The sequence below is a fragment of the Bythopirellula goksoeyrii genome, assembly GCF_008065115.1.
GTDB lineage: Bacteria > Planctomycetota > Planctomycetia > Pirellulales > Lacipirellulaceae > Bythopirellula > Bythopirellula goksoeyrii.
The window spans coordinates 4,540,223-4,561,050 of record NZ_CP042913.1 but is presented as its reverse complement, the minus strand read 5'-3'; the positions used below and the strand labels follow the sequence as shown (position 1 = coordinate 4,561,050).

Below are 20,828 nucleotides of genomic sequence, written 5' to 3'. Positions count from 1 at the left end.
TATCCGATGAATCTTAGCTCGCTAAAATTATTCTCCAAGAGTTTTTCAACATCACTTAGCCGGCAGAAGGCAAGTAAGAAAAAACGTGACAAGCAGCTTCGCTACGAGCCGTTAGAACCTCGTTTGGCACTTGCCGCGGCAGGTTTGGTCGATGTAGGTGCGCAGCCAGAGGGGGCGCTTTCGGGGAAAATCGTTTACACGAGCGGTGGGCACGGAATCACTTGGAACGGTTCTAGTTGGGGTTTTCAGCGACCTCTCTTGTTGAACATGATCGAAGACCTGGGGAACCAGGATCAGATGACGTTTTTCGCTGACTATGCCTTCAATGCCGGGGCGACCGTCGTGCCGCTGCGTCCTGTCGGACACCAACCCAACGAGATCATCTTGGACAATGATGATGCCGAAGTGACCTTTTCCGGTGCGTGGAGCGACAGTAGCGCGGGTATCTATTTTGGAGACCCTGGCGACGTGCCCTATCGGTTCGCGAGTACCTCGGCTACCGAAACCGCAGTGGCAACCTATCGACCCAATGTCACCGAAGAGGGCTTCTATCCAGTTTATGCTTGGACCCGTGCCGGTACGGACCGGGCCTCGGATCAACTCTATCGAGTGAATCATTCGGGAGGAAGTACCGAAGTCACGATCAATCACCGCATGGTCGGAACAGGAATCATTTATCTGGGAACTTATCATTTCGAGGCGGGTACTGCTGGCTCCGTAGAAATTAGCAACCGCTCTGACGACCCAGGGCGTGTCGTGATTGCAGATATGATCCGTTTTGGGAACGGTGTAGGAGATTTGAGTTTTGGCGGTGGAGTATCTGGCCGCGATCGGGTCGATGAATTATCGCTGTACTGGCTGCAATGGCACACCGAACATTCCCAGGGCGTGCCTAGTTCCGCTCACGGTACCTCTCACGTCAGCGCGCCGGCGCGATACGCTGCGTATATGAATCAATCTGGCGAAGGTTCTCTCTCCGATCGCGTCTATGTCGGTTATCACTCCAATGCTGGGGGTGGCAGTGCTCGTGGAGTGCTGGGGCTTTATAACGGGAACAACACTCCAAGCTCAGCAACTCCGAACCAATTCTTGCTTGCCAATCTATTAGGAAGAGAAATCAACGACGATCTGGTCGATCAAGACGGACAGTTTGAGCATGATTTCTTTGATCGTACGGTTGTTACCTTGGATCGCAGCGATATTGAGTTTGGGGAAATCAACAATTCTGTTATCGGGGGCGAATTCGATGCGACGATTGTGGAAGTGGCCTTCCACGACAACCAGCTCGATGCCGAGTTGATGCGAGATGCAGACTTTCGAGCCGCCGCTGCTCGAGCCACGGTGCAAGGGCTGGTCAGGTATTTCAATTCTGTTGATGGCGGAGCGACTACGATCATTATGGCGCCCGGTAAAGCGACTGGATTGCGAGCCGAGACTGTTGGCAGCGGTAGCGTGACCGTTTCGTGGGATGCTCCTTCGGCGAACACCTACAATGGTGATGCAGCGACTGGATACATGGTCTACGGTTCGACCAACGGGTATGGATTTGATGGTGGGACATTCGTGGCCGGTGGGGGGACAACGACACACACATTCAATGGACTGGATTTGGATGAAGGACCTTATTATTTCAAAGTCGTCCCCGTCAATGCAGGGGGAGCAGCACCTGACTCAGAAGTCGTGGCGGCGAATCCTAATGTCGGTCCGAAGGACGTTTTGATCATCAATGGATTTGATAGGCTCAGTCGCCAGCAGAACCCGGTGCTATTCGGTGCCCAACGGGTTCGTCCACGGGATAGCAATTCCTATGATTACGTCGTGCAAGTCGCCTCGGCGATTGAAGCCAATTCACCGGGATTAGTGGTTGACACCACATCCAACGAAGCCCTGATCGCAGGCAATGTTCAACTTGCCGACTATGCAGCCGTCTTCTGGATCCTTGGCGAGGAATCGACGGATGATCATACCTTTGATCCGTCCGAGCAGTCGCTGGTGTCTAACTACCTTGCCAGTGGTGGACAGTTGTTCGTCTCGGGGAGTGAAATTGCCTGGGATCTGGATAGTCAGAACAATGGCCAAGCGTTTTTCAATAACAGCCTGCGGGCCAACTACCTTTCAGACGATGCCAATAGCTACAACGTACAAGGGGCTGCAGGTTCGATTTTTGAGGGGCTTTCTTTCTCCTTCGACAATGGTAGCCAATTCTATAATGTTGATTTTCCCGACGTGATCGCTCCCCAGGGAGGAGCGACTACGGCGCTGACCTACGTGGGAGGCAGCGGGGGTGGGGCGGGAATTCAATACGACAGTGGTGGTGCCACGAAAGTCGTGAATGTAGCGTTTCCATTTGAAACGATCACCAGTGAGTCCTTGCGAAACGACTTCATGGGCCGCGTGCTCGACTTCTTCAATTTTGATGTCGAACTGTCTGACTTGGAACAGATTCTCGACAACGACGATGGTCCAGCTGTTTACTCGGAGGCCGGCTCTTGGACCACGTCCACAAGTCCCGGATTCAATGGAGGCACCTACCGATTTGGCGTTACCGGAAATCCATCTGCCGCAACATGGAAATTTTATGCTCCCTTCGCGGGCAGTGGAGAAATATTCGTCCAATACGCTGCCGGATCGAATCGCGCGGATAATGCTGTTTATCACATCGACACGGGCAACGGCATCGAGGATGTCAGTATCAATCAAAAAGCGAACGACGCTACTTGGGTTTCGCTCGGTAATTATTCCTTTACGGCAGGGTCCCACGAAATAACCCTCGATGCCCAAGCGAGCTCGGGTGGATCGGTTGTGATTGCCGATGTGGTGCGTGTTTTCATACCCGTGCCTTCGACTGAAACTGCAGATTTCGACGAAGATGGCGATATTGATGGCCGCGATTTTCTCGCCTGGCAGCGTGGTTTTGGTAAGGTCAGTCCTGTACTCGCCGACGGTGACGCAAACGGAGACGACAGTGTCGACGGAATAGACCTCGGAATCTGGCAAGATCAATACGGCACAGTTCCAGTTGTCGCCTCACTTAGCAGTTCACTTATGGTTGACCAGTCAACAACGATTTCCGTTGCTCCTGTCTCCTATGAAACGGATGGTGAATTTACCGCTTTGGCCGGAATAGCGCAGGTCTCGCTACCTGTTCAAGAAGTTCTCCAGCCAACATTTGCCTCAGCGCGAGGTCAGGCAGTTGATTCGGTGATCGATCAAAACCAACCCAGTGAATTTGTGCCACTAAGGAATACTTCACACGACTCGCTTTATTCACAACTGGCCAAGAGTTCATGGCAAGAAGTGGAAGAAGACGAACAAGCTCTCGAATTGGCCTTTGAGCAGTTGGGCAGTGAATTTGGCCATTTTTAATGTGAGTCGAAGAACTGCCTGATGCAGGTCACGAATGCGTCGCCGTATTCTGTGAGTTTTTTCTCACCAACCCCGGAGACTTGGCGGAAATCGTCGAGCGTTGTGGGGCGACTACGGGCCATGTCACGGAGGCTTTGATCGCCGAATACGATGTATGCAGGGACACTCCGTTCATGAGCCAAGTCGCGGCGCAGCTTGCGTAGTTCCTCGAACAGACCTTTGTGGACCCCTTCCCATTGATCGCCATCTTCCTGCGTCCGAGTGCGCCGTGATCTCTGGGGCTCGGTTGGTTTTAGTAATCTCGGGGTATGTCCGCCACGGAGTAACTCGCGGCCATGTTGGGTAACGGAGAGCGTGTTATATTCGCCAGTTTTTTCCAAGAAGCCTTGGCCTACAAGTTGCTCGGTCCAATCTCGTACTGTACGCAAGGAGTGTTCTTCGAGGAGGCCGTGGGTGCTGAGATTCTCGTGGCCTCGTTCGATGATGCGCTGGTCATTGGAACCAATGAGAACTTTCGCGGTGTAGTCAGCGCCATAGCGTTCTTCTAATCGCAGAACACAAGAAAGTACTTTCTGGCCGATTACCAAGGAATCGTCAACTGTTTCGATTTCATTGAGGCAGGCGTCGCAGGCACCGCAGTTGTCGTGGTCGAGTTCTTGGCCAAAGTAGCCGACGAGCGTCCGATGGCGGCAAGCGGCCGAGTGGCAGAAGTCGGACATGGCGTTCAAGGCATCGAAGGCACCTTGGCGGCCCTCTTCTGCGCCCGACTGCGACTGTTCGCCTTGCTTGATAAGTCGGCGCCACAATGCCGCATCGCCTCCGGAGTAGAGCAGCAGACATTCCGCTTCGAGACCATCACGGCCCGCACGGCCACTTTCTTGTTGGTATTGTTCAAGTGATTTGGGCATGCCGGAGTGGATCACGTATCGCACGTTGGATTTGTCGATGCCCATGCCGAAGGCGACTGTGGCTACAATCACATCGACTTCTTCCTGGGCGAACTCGGTTTGGTGCCGTTCTCTTACATGGTCTTCCAAACCTGCATGATAAGGACGCGCGCGTATGCCTGTTGAAACCAACGACGCAGCTGTTTCCTCGACTTGCTTGCGACTGATGCAATAGACGATGCCTGCCGCTCCCGCGTGCCGCTCGATAACGGAGCGAATTTGTTCGGTAGCCCGGTTCTTTCGCTTCACACGGTAGACGAGGTTGGGGCGATCAAAATCTCCGACCATAATCTGGGCGTTTTCCAAGCCGAGTTGCTCGGCGACATCCGTGCGAACTCGCTCGGTGGCAGTCGCAGTGTAGGCGTGCATGCCCACGCCCGGCAAAGCATTTCTGAGGAGCCGGAGCTGTCGATACTCGGGGCGAAAATCATGGCCCCAGGAGCTGATGCAATGGGCCTCGTCTACTGCGATCTGGGAGACGGAAACCGACTGAAGGAAATCGATCGTGCGTGGTTGGACGACGCGTTCGGGGGCGACATAGAGCAACTTGAGTTCGCCGCTGCGAATTTCCTCGGCGATGCGGCGTTTCTCATTCGCTTCTACCATGCTGTGAATGCAAGCGGCCCGAACACCGCAGTCGGTAAGTGCGTCGACTTGATCTTTCATCAGCGAGATCAGTGGTGAGACGACTACCGTGAGCCCCTCAAGGCAAACTGCTGGGACCTGATAGCAGAGCGATTTTCCGCCACCCGTTGGGAGAACGACGACGGAGTCGCGGTGCTCCATCGCACATTGCATGGCCTGCAACTGCAAAGGGCGGAACTCTTCGTAGCCCCAATAGCGGCGCAAGGCATCTACAAGTTGCAGGTCGGCGGTAGTTGGGGCAGAAGCGTGGCTCATGGCCCGCCATTGTACGGGTCGGGGCAGTGGAGCAACAGGTTCTCAATAGCAGGACCCCGCCTTGCGACAGGGGCTAATTATCGCGGATGCTTTGACTAAACTCCCAACTCGCTGAACGCTTCGTCGAGAACGAGTTCGAATTCGATTTCAGATTCTTCTTCGTCCTCCCCTTTGGCATAGCCATCTGCAATTTCATTTGTCAGTTCTGATGCCTTTGATAATTGAGTCTCAATTCGGGCTTGCTCGTAACGTAGATCTGCGAATTCTTCAAAGAATTCTACTCCCGAATATGGAGTGGGTTGCTCGGGAAGGCTTAACCAGAACAGGGCAGGGGAGTCCGCACTTGCCATCGTTGTGGGGGCAGCTTCGCTGACGGAGGACACCGAGTTTGTCGGTGGAGAATTCTCATCTACTGAGAGGGCAGCAATTAGGTGAGCCGAACTGCTGTTACCATACTCTGCTTGCCAGGAAATGATTGCAGCGCTACTTGCACCGCTACGCTGTAGCATGAGGAAATCGCGACCATCCACGTCACCGTCACCATTGTAGTCGCTGGTCATCGACGAAGAACTTGAGTCAGTGTAGTTCGCAGACCACATAGTAAGATCACCACCGTCAATAATTCCGCTGTGATCGCCATCCGCAGCCATATTCTGGTTGGAACCATGGCTGCGTTGCCAAGCGAGGAAATCTCGGCCGTCCACATCGCCATCGCCATCGTAGTCGCCGTCCATGCCTCCCTGGGGATTTAGCGTTGGAATCTTAGTGTCATCATGAGGACCCAGTGGTATATCCACTTGAAGTGGAGCGACGGGCGGATCGAAGTTCCCCACTACTGGCAGGGCTAGTTCATCACCGAATTCAGCATAGATGTCGAATCCGAACGGAACAGGCGTGAAAGGGTGGTTGAGCGTGTTGGCTGATCCAGTGATCCGAGCCGTCCCGGCATAGTCGTTGGACAGCAGGAAATACCATTCGGCGATTATACGATCAGGCTGGGAACTATTGCGTGGCACCCAGAGCCCAATATCGTCGATGCCATCCTGGTCCATATCTGCGGCAACCGGGCGATCGAGCACACCCGGGAAGCCCCAGATGATCAACTGATCAGCCGCGTCCGCGAAGCCGTCATTGGCAAAGTTAAAAAAGAACTGGTTGTTGTTGAACACAGCCAGGTCATCGAGTCCATCGCCGTCGAAGTCACCTACGATCGGGTGTCCAAGCAACGTAGTGGAAATGATTTCGTTTGCTTGGATTACAAAATCGCGATTGAGGTCGAGTCCCCACTTGCCTTGATTGTAGAGACCAATTTCATCGCCATTGTCAGCGTCGAGGTCGAAATTGCCCGCCACAGGAATGGCACCAGCAACGTTGAAGTTGGCCAATGTCGGTTGAATCGTAATCATCTCACCATCTTGTAAGCTGACTACACCGTCGTGATTTTGATCTACGATCCAGCGAAAGTTTGGTGTAGCGTTGCCTGGTATACCTGCCGCAGACCAACCGTAGGCAGCCAACGTGTCAAATCCACTAATTGCTCCCATTGCACCGCCCCCCCCTCCACCGAAGGCCGCCAACAATTCGTTGGTGCTGGAGAATGAAATGGCAGTAGGATCGATTTGCTGCAATGAAGCCAACGATGCTCCTGGGCCGACACCAAAGGCTCGGAGGTTGTGCCCGAGGGTGGTTCGTATTGTTTCGACTTCGTCGGTGAACGAACCTCCTTCGTTGGGAAAGCCGTCTGAAAGGAAGACGACATTGGCTGTCCCGTTGGCAATACCGGCTCCACCGATGATGGAGATAGCATCTTGCAGGCCGGCTTCGAAATTCGTGCTTCCCAAGTCTTGGAGCTGCATCAATGCTTCGTCGACGTCACGAATTCCATTGGTGTTCGTATCAGCCAGTGGTGTTGTCGTTAGTTGTACGCCCGCTGCTACGGGGTCCATGTCGACGATCGAACTGTTAGTATCAAACGCAGCGATGCCAACTTGAGCCGAATTGCCAAGCCCGCGATCGATCAGTTGTTGATTGAGCAACTTGAATGCGGCAATCTCAGCATCGAGTATCGTATTGGAAATACCGTCACTGTTTTGATCTCCTACAGGGTCTCCACCAAATGCATTACTAGTACTGCCGGAAATGTCGATTACAAAAATGGCGTTATCGCCGACGATCAGTCCACCGCCGAGGCCGAATTTGCCTGCGAACACAAGGTCATGAACGTTATAGGCTCCGGGAGCCTGTACTCCATTGAGGTCGGCCACTGGCAAAGTAAAAGCAATATCCACGTTGCGGGAGTCGCCACCCAGAGGTGGATTTGGATCCCAATTAAAATTGCCATTGATATCGATCGATATGCTTTGAGCCACAAAGGAGCCGATTTCGGGTCTGGTGTCCACTGTGAAGCGAGCTTGGAAATTGCCTCCAGGAACACCGTCTCCTGACGGGAAACGCGGATTATCGAGCGGCTCGACGCCGTTGGATTCACCGTCCAGCTTGTTACCAACGGGATCGACCAGATTGTCGAGGATCGTCAGAGTAAAGCGGTCGTCAGGGAGCGGTTCTGTGAAGGTGAGAATTACAGAATCGACGGCTGGCTGACCGTCGACGTTGACCCCAGGTACAAACGTGACTGTTTGAATGGGAACGATTCCCACATGATCCCCCACGAGACGATAGTTTCCAGGCGCCTCGGCGATACCTTCGACTAACCCAGGATAGTCGAAACCTGGGATCACTCGGTTGGGGTTGTCCGTGAACTCAATTGTCAATTCATTGATCAAAGGGGTTGGCCCATCTACCGAAGGCTTTGGATCGAACAGATCATATTGGCGTTCATCGGTAATGAAGACCTCGTTTACTTGAGGGCCTTGGGTGTCGATGAAGATCTCAAGAGATTGCTGTGCATCTCCGACTAAGTCATCGGGAAGATTAACGTTTCCAGCGACGTCTTCGGCTGTGACGAGTAAATTGCGAACCCCATCTCTGAGGGCAAAGAATGCCGGGTCGTTGAGGTCGATCGAAGTAGTAATTTCCCAGTAGCCGTCGGCGAACGCAAGATTCCCATCGTAAGGTAGTGCGACTGATAGACCAAGTAGCACATCACCCGCATCAACTGTTCCATCGTCGTTGAGATCTGCATAGACACGGACGATAGAATTTGCTTCGGCAAGTCCCCAGAATGTCGGTGTCGTATCGTTGGTGATGCGGTCATTGAGTGTTGGCGGGACTGTAGCAACTCCCGAATCGCTTCCGGATTTCAGACCATCGAAAGCTACTGCAGGTTCTCCAAAGGAGACGGGTGGTACAGCGGTATCGACTTCAAATGGAAGTAGGAAATCATGGCTAATATTGCCAGCCCGGTCTTCGATTTCTAACTTGAAGTTGTGTACGCCGTCAGGAATCACAGCTCCCGCGGGATTATTAAGCACGAGGGAAATAGTTTGAGTGATCGAAGAAAGTGTCGTGAAACCTCCCAAATCAGAAAAGCTGTCGTAAACCAGAATCTCAGAGGTGGGGATTGCTCCATCAGGCCGCAGATAGAGCCGGAATTTTACATCATTGGGGAAGGGATTGGTTGGGCCGCCGTTAACCGTGTCATTGCCCCGCATAACGACTGTGGGGCGATTGGTGAAAGTAATGTCATCTGCGTTGTCGCGGCCCGTGTCGGAAGTTGCCAAGAGATCAAGGAAAGGAGTATTGGGATCAGTGGTGTCGATCCAGATGTCGGTCGATGTACCCTCGTTCAGGCTTGGATCGATTATCGTGACATTGCCCGCAGGATCTTCGATTTCTAGTGTGATGTCATAGGCACCGTCTGCTAATGGTTCTGTTGTTATTTCCCAGATACCAAAACCGTCGTTATTGGCTCCTCCCAAGCCGTCTATTGCGCCTACACCAACATCGGAAGTGTCTGACCCGGCCACGGTTTGTCCTACAAGAGAACCATTCGCATAGAGTCGTACTTTGAAGCCAGCGGGTGCAACTCCGACAAAGGCCGGGGACATCTTGTTGGTGACATTGTCCGTATCGGACATACCCGTGTCACTCGAGGTGACCAAATCCGTCGTAGCAGTCGCGGGCACGCCATCTGGCAAGATCGTGATAATCAGTGGATCGGAAAGCTGAGCTCTTCCTGTGGATCGGCTCGGATCCTGCTGACCGTCGACAATCTGTACGGCAGAGGAGACAAACCAGTCGCCCGCTGTGAGTGCTTGAGCGGCTGGAACCGTGAATGTCCAAAGAATTCCCGTGGGACCGACCGGATTGGCAAATCCTTGGACGAGGGCACCCGATACGATGTTGATCAGTGAGACGAATACTCCAGCACCATCGTTAGTTGCATCGGTGGCTACGCCATTGCCATCTGGGTCTATCGTGGCCTGATTCAGAAGCGTAATCCCCATGTTCTGGAAGTCTGCCAAATCGGCTTGGATTGCAAACGTGGGAGTCGTGTCGCTTGTAATATCGTCATCGTTCATCATGCCCGTGTCGCTAGAGGGCAAAAGATCGGCAAACGTCGGTTGCGGTGCCGCGAAGTTCTCGATTTCCAGATCGTAGGTGTTCATCACGCCGTCACCGACGCCGAATACTCTCAAGAAGTACATCTCCTGGGTAACAACTGGGATGATGAGTTGCTCGTCGTCAGAGACGCTTGTCGAACTGGCAATTACGTTTCCTGCTGAGTCTTGAATCTCGATGTCGATGTTCCCAACGGCATGCTCGAAAAAGGCATTGACAATTAACTTGCCAGTTTTGTTGGCAGTAATCTTGTAAAAGTCTTGGTCGTCCTCGTTGTGAATGGAGAGGTCTTGAAGCGTAATGGCTGGAAGCGATCCCAAGATCGTGGCTGTGGCAATCGTGTGATTTGGTTCAAACGTGTCGCTCGTGATGAGGTCGAGCTGATAGAGCTGCACGGCGTTGTTTGCTCCGGTGACTCGTACGAAGTAATTCCCTCCAGCGGTTGCTACGAAGTCGTCGATTACTTCGATACCTCCTAGACCATTTGCATCCATAGAGGCTACGACTCCGCCGCCGCTATCGAGGATTTCCAAAGCGAGATCGCTCTGCATAGATGAATCGAAAGAAGTAGGTGCCGGTGGGGGATCGTCGTCATCACCCTGTGGTCCCTGTAGATAAGTTGGTCCCAGAGGCGTCAGCATCACTTTCAAGCCTGCTCCAGCCACCAGTTGCAACTCAAAGAGATCTTCATCGCTATCATCATCGATGCTGAGGAAATCGACATCATTGGCAGCAACGACTACGTCGGGACCGCCATCAGCACCGAGAGTGAGCATAGTTCCGGGAGGCAGCGCGCCCAGATTTGTGGCGGTGCCGGTAGAATCATTTCCGCCGTTCTTTTCGAGCACATCACCGTAGCCCCTTTGCATTGCCAGGATGTCGTCAATCTGGGGGCCATCAAAGTTGGCGGTAATGCTGGGTTCCATCAATTTGGTTTGATCCGTCGGCAGGACATGATTGATGCCGATCCCATGCCCCGCTTCGTGCATGACGGTGTTTCGAAAGTTCACCGAGTTGTTGGCAGTATTTGTGTAGAAGTTAACGTTGCCTGTGTCGATTACCATGTCGCTATCGTTTGGGCCTGCATTGTAGGCAAGAGTACTACCTCCAGAAGGCTGACCATCGACAAATCGACCCCCGATTCGTACGTCACCGCGATCACCCAAACTTCCCGAAGCGGAATTCAGTTCTACGCCATCATCGGCAGCCTCATAAACGTAGGTAAGGCCTGAAACCGCACCCAGGCGATCAAATGCGTCGACAAAGACCTGAAACCATGGTCGATTGGTTAGGTCAGCTCCACCCCCCCCGGCTCCTCGAATGCCATCCAAGAAACTAATGAGATCGCTGGGGCCTTCTCCTCCGCCGTTGTCATCAAAGCTGCTCGCAGGAATATTCGTTCCATCGGGTACGATACTCCAAGTGAGGGTTGTCGCGTCGCCTTGTCCCAAACCGCCGCCGTCGGTTGCTGTTGAGGACCAGCGATTTCCATCTTGGAATTGAAAATAAGAAACAACGGTATCACTCTCAATAATCTCCAGTTTTGCCTCAAAGGTCTCATCGAAGCATGCACCAGGCGTGAGCGCGTCTGCGGCTAGCATGTGACGCTGTTCGAGCGACTCAAGTCTCAAGTGACGACCTCGGTAGGACTTAAATTCGAGGATGCGGTCCAAAGAACGGGACCTTGAGAAGAGAGAGCGAATGCGGCCAACCATGATGTACCCCCGGATGTTCGTGACTTGAACCCTCCGTGGTCACTTGAGCTGGCAAATCTCGAAGAATCATCGAGCGCCTTAGGCTGGACCGCTCCCCAGTCCTCCTGTAGCGATTGCGCCATTACTATAGTCTAGGTAAAATAGGAGATACAAGTGTTTTTTATCCAAACTACGAAAAAAGCCCTGGCGGAACTGCCGCCAGGGCTATGAAAGTGTTTAGGAGTAAGGAGTTACGGCGATAAGCCGCAAGCGGCTGCTTACCAGCGGAACTCGGCTCGCGTAACCAGTCCGCTGAAGGAGAGAGGACCGTTAATGTCCACGTAGTTGTCCGCTTGGACGCCGTTGATTAACGAATCGGTCGTTACGGCATTGAACCAGTGGTAGACCGTGTAGCCTGCAGAAATGCGGAAGCAGTCGCAGGTTCCACAGGAATAGGCCAGTCCCGCTTCGTAATCAAGCAAGGTGGTGATGCGGTCGTCTTGCCAGTTGGCCAATGCCAATTGAGCATCGGTGGAAACATTCGTCATGGAATAATCCGCGTGGAAACGTCCCGTCATAGGTGAGACATTGATCTTGCCATATAGCGACAAGCCACAATCGCCACAACGACGTTCGCCATCCAAACCAAACAGGAGACCTCCGCCATCGAAACTGATGGCAGTCTGAGTGTCGATCTGGCCGGCGGAACCGCCCGCGAAGACTCCAGATTGGAGAAAGTCTTGTTCTAGGTGCCCGTACCGTCCACCAACACTCCAGTTGATGACCTGACAGGGGCCTGACCGCCAGACACGGCGAATACCAAAGTCAGCAAGTTGATAGTCAATGTTGTAGGCACTATTGACCGGTCCTGTAGATGCGGTGATCGCAGCTCCCGGATGATGGACTAGCGAACCAATTGCTCCGCCGCCGCCAGGGATCACAGGAGGTAGCAATGAGTCGAACGATTCGCTTTCGAAGAATGTGTAAGAACCAAAGATGCTGGAGCAATTCGACAAGCAGATCGACCCCCCCACGCGATAACCGGGTTCGTGTTCCAAACTAGCGACACCGATTTGGCCGAACGGAACGGTTCCCGCTCCGCCGATGCCGTTCTGTTGCTGGGCATGCGTGACATCGGCGTCGGTAGGTTGGAGATAAAGGAACTCCCCGAATACCGAACAACGATGTGCCCACCAAGGTGGACAGCAGCAGCACTCGGTGCAGCAAGTGTCGCAACAGGTATCACAGCAAGTATCGCAACAACCTTGAGCAGGGCCGAGATCGCATCCCATGTTGTATGGAGCCGGCTGCATGTACCCTTGGTCTGGGACGGCTGCCAGGTCGTCTTGGACGCTAGCAAAGCCGGCGCTGGTTGGCATGACTTGATTCTGTGAATCGGATTGGGATAGCCAAAAATTGGCTCCTCGAACCTGATTCGATTGAGCGAATGAGTTTTGGACGCTGAAAAGACTGACAAACGTCAGCACTATTTGTAGCGTGGCTACGGGAAAAGAACTTCGCATTGGAAAACCCCCTATTAGCTGATTCTGGGTCGAGCTGAATTCCTGTTATCAGCCTCTGCGATGGCGAATCAGATATGAGGGTTATTCGGAATGTTCCAACCTTGAGGATAATATCGTTTGTTGGGCTAGGCAAAAGCTGCCTAAGCTTCTCAGATTAACAATTAAGTGGTTTGTGCTGGAACCGCTCGAAGAGGGCTTATAAAAGAACTTTTTACCTCGGACCGGTTGCATTGGGGATGCTCGATGTCGACTGCTATCATTATTCATTGCTGCTATTTGCCACGATCAATCGATTAAAGAAGCAGTCGGTTTGCCCATGACATTATTCTTCAGGAAGTTTTTGAGATAGGTCTTGAATGGTTCTGCTTTGAAGGGGTCGCCGCCATGCATTCCGCCTTTGACAACATGGAATTCGGACGCGACACCTGCTTTTACTAGTGCTGAGTGGAGTAACTCACTTTGATTGAGCGGTACAAGCGGGTCGGCATCACCATGGATGATAAGAAACGGTGGATCGGCCGGAGTGATGTAAGTAATCGGATTCGCTTGCTCGGCCAGCTCTGCTTTTTCGTTGACGGTACCTCCCAACAACTGGGTCACCGCAGACATTTTCCTTTCATAACCGGGTGTTTGGGCAGCCTTCATCAGATCGGTCGGGCCGAAGTTATCAACTACGGCACAGACTGCACTGGAGAACTCTAAGTTCTCGCCGACATCAAATTGCCTGCTATCTCCAGTCGTGCCCAACAGCGCCGCCAGATGACCTCCCGCCGAGGAACCGACTGCGCCAATTCGCTCCGGGTCGATTCCATAATCCTCTGCATGGGATCGCAGCCAGCGAATTGCGGCTTTACAATCCTCGATCTGAGCGGGAAAGATGTTCTGTTGGCTAAAGCGGTAGTTGATTGCTACACCTATATAGCCTTGTTTGACATAGCCGGCGACGCCTCGTTGTGCACTCTTATCGCCATGCCTCCAGGCACCTCCATGAATGCGCACCAAGACCGGACGGGGATTGTCGTCATGGATCTGTGGCAAATAGAGGTCGAGCTTTTGCCGTTCGTGTCCGTTGGAGACGTAGGGGACATCGAGTAATTGACGAACCCCTTCAAGCGTCTGCTGGGCAGCCAAAGCAGTAGGAAAGCTAATCAGAGCAATAAAGAAGAATGCAAAGAGAAGAATTGTACTCTCGAAGAGACACGAAGGCAGCAGAGAAGAACCTGAGATTTTCTCTGCGTCTCTGCGTCTCTGTGAGAGATAAACTTTTTTCATGGGGTGAATTACCAAGTTGTTCCCACCTCGGCCCTTGGGATCGCCTCTAGTGGTGTCCACTCGCCATCACTCGTTTTGATCCCATCCACAGGAGAGATTCCTAATTCTTTCCCAGTAAAGTGATTGTCTAGCCAAGTAATCCCATCCAGGTCGCACCGAGCTTCGACAGCGGTGTATTTTGGAGCGTGAATGCAATTACCCCTGAAAATAGTTTCCACCGGGGGTAGACTGGCATTCTTATCATCGCTCAAACCGATCAATAGGGATTGCTCGCAATCGACCAGCACATTGTCTTCGACAAGTGCACTTTTGACCTGGAAATAGCGGTTGAGAGGAGAGTTGGGAATGCCTGTCATGATAGAAAGTCCGGCGCGACTGTCATCACCAGTGAGTTTCTCAAGGTAGTTGCCCCGCACCACATGGTTCTCGCCGATGATACGGATGCCACCAGTGCCACGAGCTTTGTTTCCAAGGAAGACGTTGTGCTCCACCAGGCAATCGTTCCCGTGGCGAAGCGTCAGCGTGCCGCTGACTTCCAGAAATGTGTTGTCACGATAAATATTGCCACAGGATTTATTGGAGATACACTCATTCTCTCCATTGCATTTCTCAAACAGGTTTTTCTCAATCACACACTTTGCATCGATCATCGATGAATTGCTATCTCCAATGCGGATGGTTTCTCCACCATTCTTGCCAAGTTTTTCACGCGGCCCGAAGTAGTTGTGGTCGATTCTGTGTCGGCCGCCACTGCCGTTGCCCAGCCAGACGACGAAAGTTGTTCCTTTGTCGCTCTTTCCCTCGAAGTTGCAATGATCGACTCGATTGTCCGAGCCATAGAGCCCCATCCAACGACTCTCTTGCGAGCCATCGACTTGCTTCGTGCCAATCACGGTGCAATCAGTCATGCGGCAGTTGTGGCAAAGCTCGTCCGAATCCAAGCGAAAATTGATCAAATCGCTCACCGAAGGGTCCGGGTCCTGGAACAGCAGTCCTTCGACGACAAGATACTCACCATGCATACGGAGTATGCTCTTGCCCGTGATTACCGTCTTGCCGGGAGTGGCGGCCTTCAAGATGATTGGAGCAGCGTTTGTGCCCTGGCCTCGGAATACGATTTTGGCATCTCGCCACTCTCCTTCGCGTAGGAGGATGTTGTCGCCAGGTTGAGCCGTTTCGAGAGCCGCTTCGAGAGCCGGTACATCATCGACTAGGATGTCTTCGGCCTTAGCGATCGATACTCCCCAGAGCAGCACTATGCCGAACTTGATCAGTAGTTTGTTAAAAAAGGTGTTTGTAAAGTTCATTTTGTGGAGCCTTACTATGGTTCAGCTGCCCGCTGAAGCGGGCAGTCCGACAGTTACTTTGTGTCGGGCTTGTGGGTTTTGAGCCATTCCTCGCCCTCTTTGGTGAGGAAGAAGTCCATCCACATGTAGTACATCCTTTTTCCATCTTCTACTCGGACGCCATGTAGCGATCCCAGGGGAATGTGTAAGAGAGAGAACTCAGGAAAGGGCGTTTCAGTGTCGTCCGTAATGACGATGGAATCGTTCTTCGACAAGCCGAGAAATAATTGGTCAAGCATCGCGTGACGATGCGCACCCACTTCATCCGGCCCCATGGTTTCAACCGTTCCCATCGCACAGCGAGAAATGTGATCTTTAGGAAGCACCGTGCGACTGGTGGTCTTGGGGCTTTTGATTGCTTCCTTGTAGGATTCGCAATCGGTGAATTTCTTCAGATAGATCCCGTCGGAATCTCGTGCAGCAAACTCTTTCATGTCCTCGATATCTTGCTCCGAGTATTGCTTGCGTATCACCAGACCATGGAGAGTATCTCCATCTTCAACGTGAACGGTCAATTTATCGTTGCTGATTGGCATGGCGATCGTTTCAGGGACCAACTCATAATCCTTGCCTTGGAATTCCAACTTTCCCTTGCCATCCACGAATAGTAGGACGAGTGCATGATCATCGTTGGCCGACTCTGAATAGGATGCCGGTCCAGCAACGGCGATATGTGTTGCTTCGACTCCAGGTATTTCGCCTGTGAGCAACGGTTCGATCAACACTTCACCTGCGGTGAGGGTGTTCATGGTGAATTGTTGCTGTCTTGCTTCTACGGCCCAAATGGGTGCGGAGAGCAGCATCAGAACGCAGACAGCAGAAGGTATTGCAGAACATTCTTTGAGTCGGAATAAGGCCTGCGACGGCATCGCGAATCTCCTTTTAAAGCGTTGCTCAATATCTAGAGAGGGCTAGGACGACAAGTGAGTGCGGCAATCACTACGAGGGATGCTAGAAGTTGACAGCAGTGAGGCTCTGGAACATTTGCCGAGAGTGTCGATGGGAGAGATGAGCTACCAAATTGCCTCTGCCACATCAAGAAATCTGCCGCATCGACATCCCCATCCCCATCCGCGTCGCCATCCTGGTGAGTTGCTGATAGCATACCATAGCCGTTTTGCCAGTCTACGAGATCCGAGTTGTCGACAGTTCCATCGGCATTGAAGTCTGCGGAGTAAAGCACAGAGAGTGTGACATCAGCTTGGTTGTAAGCTAGATTCCATGTTAAGCCGGAAGCTAACTCAGGAAGATTTGTCTGCTGGAATTCTCCATTCACCGAGTTCGCAGAGATGAGTTCAAAGGTGTCACCTGCGGCAGGTGAGAGAAGTTCGTCCAAGTCTACGGTTAGGCTTCCTCCTACATTCGCATTGCCCAACACGTTGAGCGAACCAAGGCCTCCCACAGCAAGCTCCAATGCCAAAGAGCCCGACGAGGATTGAGTGAAGTCGTGCGCAATGGATACGGTCCCTGTACTCGCTAACGCAAGCGTTCCAGGGCTTGCCCCTCCCAGATGGAGTTCTCCAATAGACCCGACTGCAGTATCCACTTGGATTGCCGCACCTCCATCGATGTATACCTTCGTACTAGCAGAATCGTTGAGCGGGGTCGCAGCAGTAATCGTGTAGATCGCCCAATCCACCCCGGTATCGTCGTTGATCTGGACATTTACTGCACCGCTTTGGAGCTGATCTAGATAAGCACCCAAGTCGAGTACTCCGACAAATGTGCCGCTCTGATCGATCTGGGTGTCCCAGCCCAGGTCGCTAAAGTTGAATCTGTGAGCTGGGTCTGTATCGAACAGGCGAATAAAGTCTGTGTCCACCAGCCCGCCGGCACTTTGTTTAAGTCCCAGGGCGACGAAACCATGGACGACCTTTTCACCGACGTCTAGCGCGTGCTGAATCGTAAAGGCAACGTTCTGATTTCCTGACAGGTTGTCGAATCCTGTGATTGGCAGTGCCGAGGAAGTGGTGATGGCAGTTTCCCAGGCGGGGTCGATGAACGCATTGTCGACGCTCGTTGATCCATCGAAAACAAATTCATCGATGTCACCGATCAGATAGTCTCGCAGCGAGACTTTATAGGCATCTTCCGGGGCAATACTTTGATCCCAAGAATTGCCGTCTGTCCATTTGCCCGTACCCTGAGCATGATATTCCCGGATGTCCCGTGAATCATTCATCTGGGCATCGTAAAGGCTGGTCGATCCCCCGGCGATGACGGGTGAGGCACCGGGACCCGATTGGTCGTAGTAACCCTGAGGCTGGGGGCCGAAGGTTGTGTCCTCGATGATGGTGCCCGCAGAGCCTACCAACCAATTCTGCGACGTTGGCGGATTTTGCACGATGAAACTGTCGGCCGTTGAGTTCCAGATCACCATGTTTGCACCGGCCCAACCGTGGCCGGTGCCAAAATTGCCCCGATTGCGGGCGTTGATCTGATCCCCATCGATGGTGATGTTGTCGAACAGAGTACCGGTAGCCCAACGCTGATGGGGACCAGTTTCGTCGAGGGCAGTATGCGCTACGGAGTTATGGAAAACGTTTGGGCCTCCTGGCTGGGTGCTGTTGTTAACAAAGTCGTGGCGTCCTTCGTTAGCCACCGAATTGGTGACCAATCCTAGTTCGCCGCTGAGATCAAAAGTATAGCGTCTACTTCCGGTGATGACACTCACGGGACTTTCATTGATTGCATTATCAACTGTCACCCATTTGGCACTGGGATTTGCAACTACCGCGGAGTCGCCGAAATATTTCGACAAAGTATTCTGGACCCAAACGTTCTGGGCATCATCAATGGAGATAAACTCCCAGCCATGGTTTTCGTCAGTGGGAGATGTGAAATCTGATTCGCCGCGGAGATTTTCTATTCCCACGTTTTGGATGCGATTGTTCCACGTATATCGTCTGATCGTACCACCACCGTAGGTCTGATCGAAGGATTGGGGGAGCGGTGCATCGACAAAAATGCGGTCTCCCTCGATGCGCGTGATAACACGGTCGAACTCCAGCTTTATATTGACGTTCGGATCAGTCCACTGGTACACCGTCCCGCCATCGGAACGAGGTGGGATCATATCCATTCCCAGGTCACTGAACCAATTGTTGGGCGTGGGACGCGTGACGCGAACCGTATCCCCCACTGTAAAACCAGAGGTCGAATCAACCCGGAAACTCCGTGAGCCGACCGGAACGACCTTGTCGATCATGTTTCGAGTCGACCCCGTGAGCGATTGGGAACCGGAACCTTCCACCTCGATAAGCGAGCGCTGCCCGGTACCTCGGGCGTGGAGTACCGTTTCGTTGCTCTCACGGCCTACCCCTCGCAAGACTACTCCGCTGGTATTGATAGTGAGATTCGTGGCGATGTCGTAGTCGCCCGCCTCGAGTAGCACGGCCCCCCGAAAGCCATTGGAGCCGAGCGGCATCGACGAGACTTGGTTAATAGCCGCCTGGATGCTGGCCGTATCATCGCCGGCAACGGGAGAGACAGTGACAACCGTCGGCACATCATTGGGAATCAACTCGATACCTCGGCCACGATAACCAACGTCCGAGAACTCCATGATGCGATCTCCTTCCGCATCAGGCACATAGACGAGTCGGCCCGTTGCACCGGTCTGAACCCATTGGCTTTCCGCAGCATGGCAGGGAATAGCCAACAGCACACATATGGCGATCTTACAGGAGCAAAATAGAGACTTCATGCGTAGCCATTCATTGCTTAAGGAAAAAGAGCATGTCCGGCGAGCGCGAAACGCCACCGCAGAAGAGCAACTCTGTTCTAATACTATTAAACCCACGTTTATCTTCAGACGCACCTAATTGGTTGACAACCAGAAGGAAAGGAAGCGACTTCCGTTTTTTTTACAATCACCAGAGTTGACTATTCTTTCTGCGGATCGGTCGCCGTAATTGGCAGGCTGACTTTCTCAAGCTAGATGCCTACCCCCAGGTATGTCAGGAAATCGGTATCAAATGCTGATTATTTGGATTACCTCTTCAGCCGCAGTCTTGTAGACTTTCTGGAATGTGCTTCCGACTTTATAGCAAGTGCGTTTAGCTCTTCATTGGATTCTGGACCAATAGGCGGTCATTTTGCTTCATGTAGCCTTACTCATTGAGACTTCCAGGGAATATGCGCGGGGACTGCTCCGTGGAGTGGCCCGTTATCACCGCGAATTCGGGCCTTGGTCCATCTTCTTCGAGCCCCATGGACTCCACGATCCACCTCCCTCCTGGTTAAAGAACTGGAAAGGAGATGGCATTCTGGCACGTATCGACGATCAGCAGATGGCCGACGCGATTCTTGCCACGGGGATTCCGGCGGTAGACGTCCGCGGTGCCTATCAGGATTTGGGGCTTCCATTTATCGGCGTCGACAACAAGCCCGTCTCTCAATTGGCATTTGATCATCTCAAAGATTGCGGTCTACGGCACTTTGCTTTTTGCGGGACCCCTCGCGGCGAAAATCCGAATCAGGACCGCCGCTGCGATTTCTTTATTGAACAAGTAAACCAGGCAGGTGCAGAGTGTGAAGTATTTCTTGTCGAACAAAGAAAGAGGAAGACACCTGATTGGGAAAAACAACAACAAAAGCTGGCAGAGTGGCTCAGAACGCTCCCCAAGCCAGTGGGAATCATGGCCTGCCACGACGACTGTGGCAGACAGGTGTTGGATGCTTGCCGTCGGGCAGAGATACAAGTCCCCGACGAAGTGGCTGTGATCGGTGTCGACAACGACCCTTATCTTTGCAATCTTTGCACACCTCCCTTGACGAGTATCGATGTCAATTCGAGCCGAATCGGCTTTGAGGCGGCCAAGCTGTTACATGCTTACATGGAGGGGAAGAAAGTCCCTGCTGAGGCTGTCCTTCTGGGGCCTCCTTCGGGTGTCGCCGCTCGGCAGTCTACCGACATGCTCTCGGTCGAAGATGAAGAGGTAGCGTCTGCTATTCGCTTTATCCGAGAAAAAGCGGTTGAAGGCATTCTGGTCCAAGACGTTTTGAAACTAGCCTCGCGTTCCCCAAGCACGCTGGAAAGACGCATCAAGAAAATACTCGGCCGGACGATCAAGGCAGAAATAACTCGAATCCGCCTTACACGGGCCAAACTGCTCTTGAGCGAGACCGAGCTGCCGATTTCAAAAATCGCGATTCGCACTGGGTTTAGTGAACCAAAGTACTTTTGTGATGTATTCCGCAAGAACGAGAACATGACTGCGACGGCCTATCGTAATCAATTCCGAGACCGGGAATAGG

At 52.7% G+C, this 20,828-nt stretch carries 9 protein-coding genes; 2 read left to right on the top strand and 7 right to left on the bottom strand.

Annotated features, from left to right (window positions below; genetic code table 11):
* Positions 1–6: 6 nt before the first annotated feature.
* Entirely contained in the window at positions 7–3,366 is a 3,360-nt protein-coding gene (locus tag Pr1d_RS17950; protein ID WP_148074815.1) for a golvesin C-terminal-like domain-containing protein, read from the top strand.
* On the opposite strand, the gene recQ is transcribed toward Pr1d_RS17950, so the two are convergent.
* The 7 genes from recQ to Pr1d_RS17915 all read right to left on the bottom strand — a co-directional run bounded on the left by recQ (position 3,363) and on the right by Pr1d_RS17915 (position 19,275).
* A complete protein-coding gene (recQ, locus tag Pr1d_RS17945; protein WP_148074814.1) occupies positions 3,363–5,213 on the bottom strand; it encodes a DNA helicase RecQ in 1,851 nt (616 codons plus the stop codon). The two genes, Pr1d_RS17950 and recQ, sit on opposite strands and share 4 nt — an antisense overlap.
* A 95-nt stretch (positions 5,214–5,308) precedes the next feature.
* Positions 5,309–11,407, bottom strand: coding sequence for an Ig-like domain-containing protein (locus Pr1d_RS17940; RefSeq protein ID WP_148074813.1), 6,099 nt, complete (start codon positions 11,405–11,407; stop codon positions 5,309–5,311).
* A 299-nt stretch (positions 11,408–11,706) separates the two neighbouring features.
* Entirely contained in the window at positions 11,707–12,951 is a 1,245-nt protein-coding gene (locus Pr1d_RS17935; RefSeq protein WP_168205330.1) for an Lpg1974 family pore-forming outer membrane protein, read from the bottom strand.
* Between the two features lie 285 nt (positions 12,952–13,236).
* Positions 13,237–14,223: an alpha/beta hydrolase gene (locus Pr1d_RS17930; protein ID WP_148074811.1), complete on the bottom strand. Its 987-nt coding sequence runs from the start codon at positions 14,221–14,223 to the stop codon at positions 13,237–13,239.
* A gap of 8 nt (positions 14,224–14,231) precedes the next feature.
* Positions 14,232–15,530 (bottom strand): polysaccharide lyase 6 family protein, encoded by a 1,299-nt coding sequence (locus Pr1d_RS17925; RefSeq protein WP_148074810.1) that lies wholly within the window; start codon positions 15,528–15,530, stop codon positions 14,232–14,234.
* A gap of 53 nt (positions 15,531–15,583) precedes the next feature.
* Positions 15,584–16,318 carry a hypothetical protein gene (locus Pr1d_RS17920; protein WP_148074809.1) on the bottom strand — a complete coding sequence of 245 codons (735 nt, stop codon included), beginning with the start codon at positions 16,316–16,318 and terminating at the stop codon, positions 15,584–15,586.
* A gap of 152 nt (positions 16,319–16,470) precedes the next feature.
* Positions 16,471–19,275: a hypothetical protein gene (locus tag Pr1d_RS17915; RefSeq protein WP_148074808.1), complete on the bottom strand. Its 2,805-nt coding sequence runs from the start codon at positions 19,273–19,275 to the stop codon at positions 16,471–16,473.
* A 391-nt stretch (positions 19,276–19,666) separates the two neighbouring features.
* On the opposite strand from Pr1d_RS17915, the gene Pr1d_RS17910 reads away from it, so the two are divergent.
* A complete protein-coding gene (locus Pr1d_RS17910; protein WP_148074807.1) occupies positions 19,667–20,827 on the top strand; it encodes a XylR family transcriptional regulator in 1,161 nt (386 codons plus the stop codon).
* The last annotated feature ends 1 nt before the right edge of the window (position 20,828 follow it).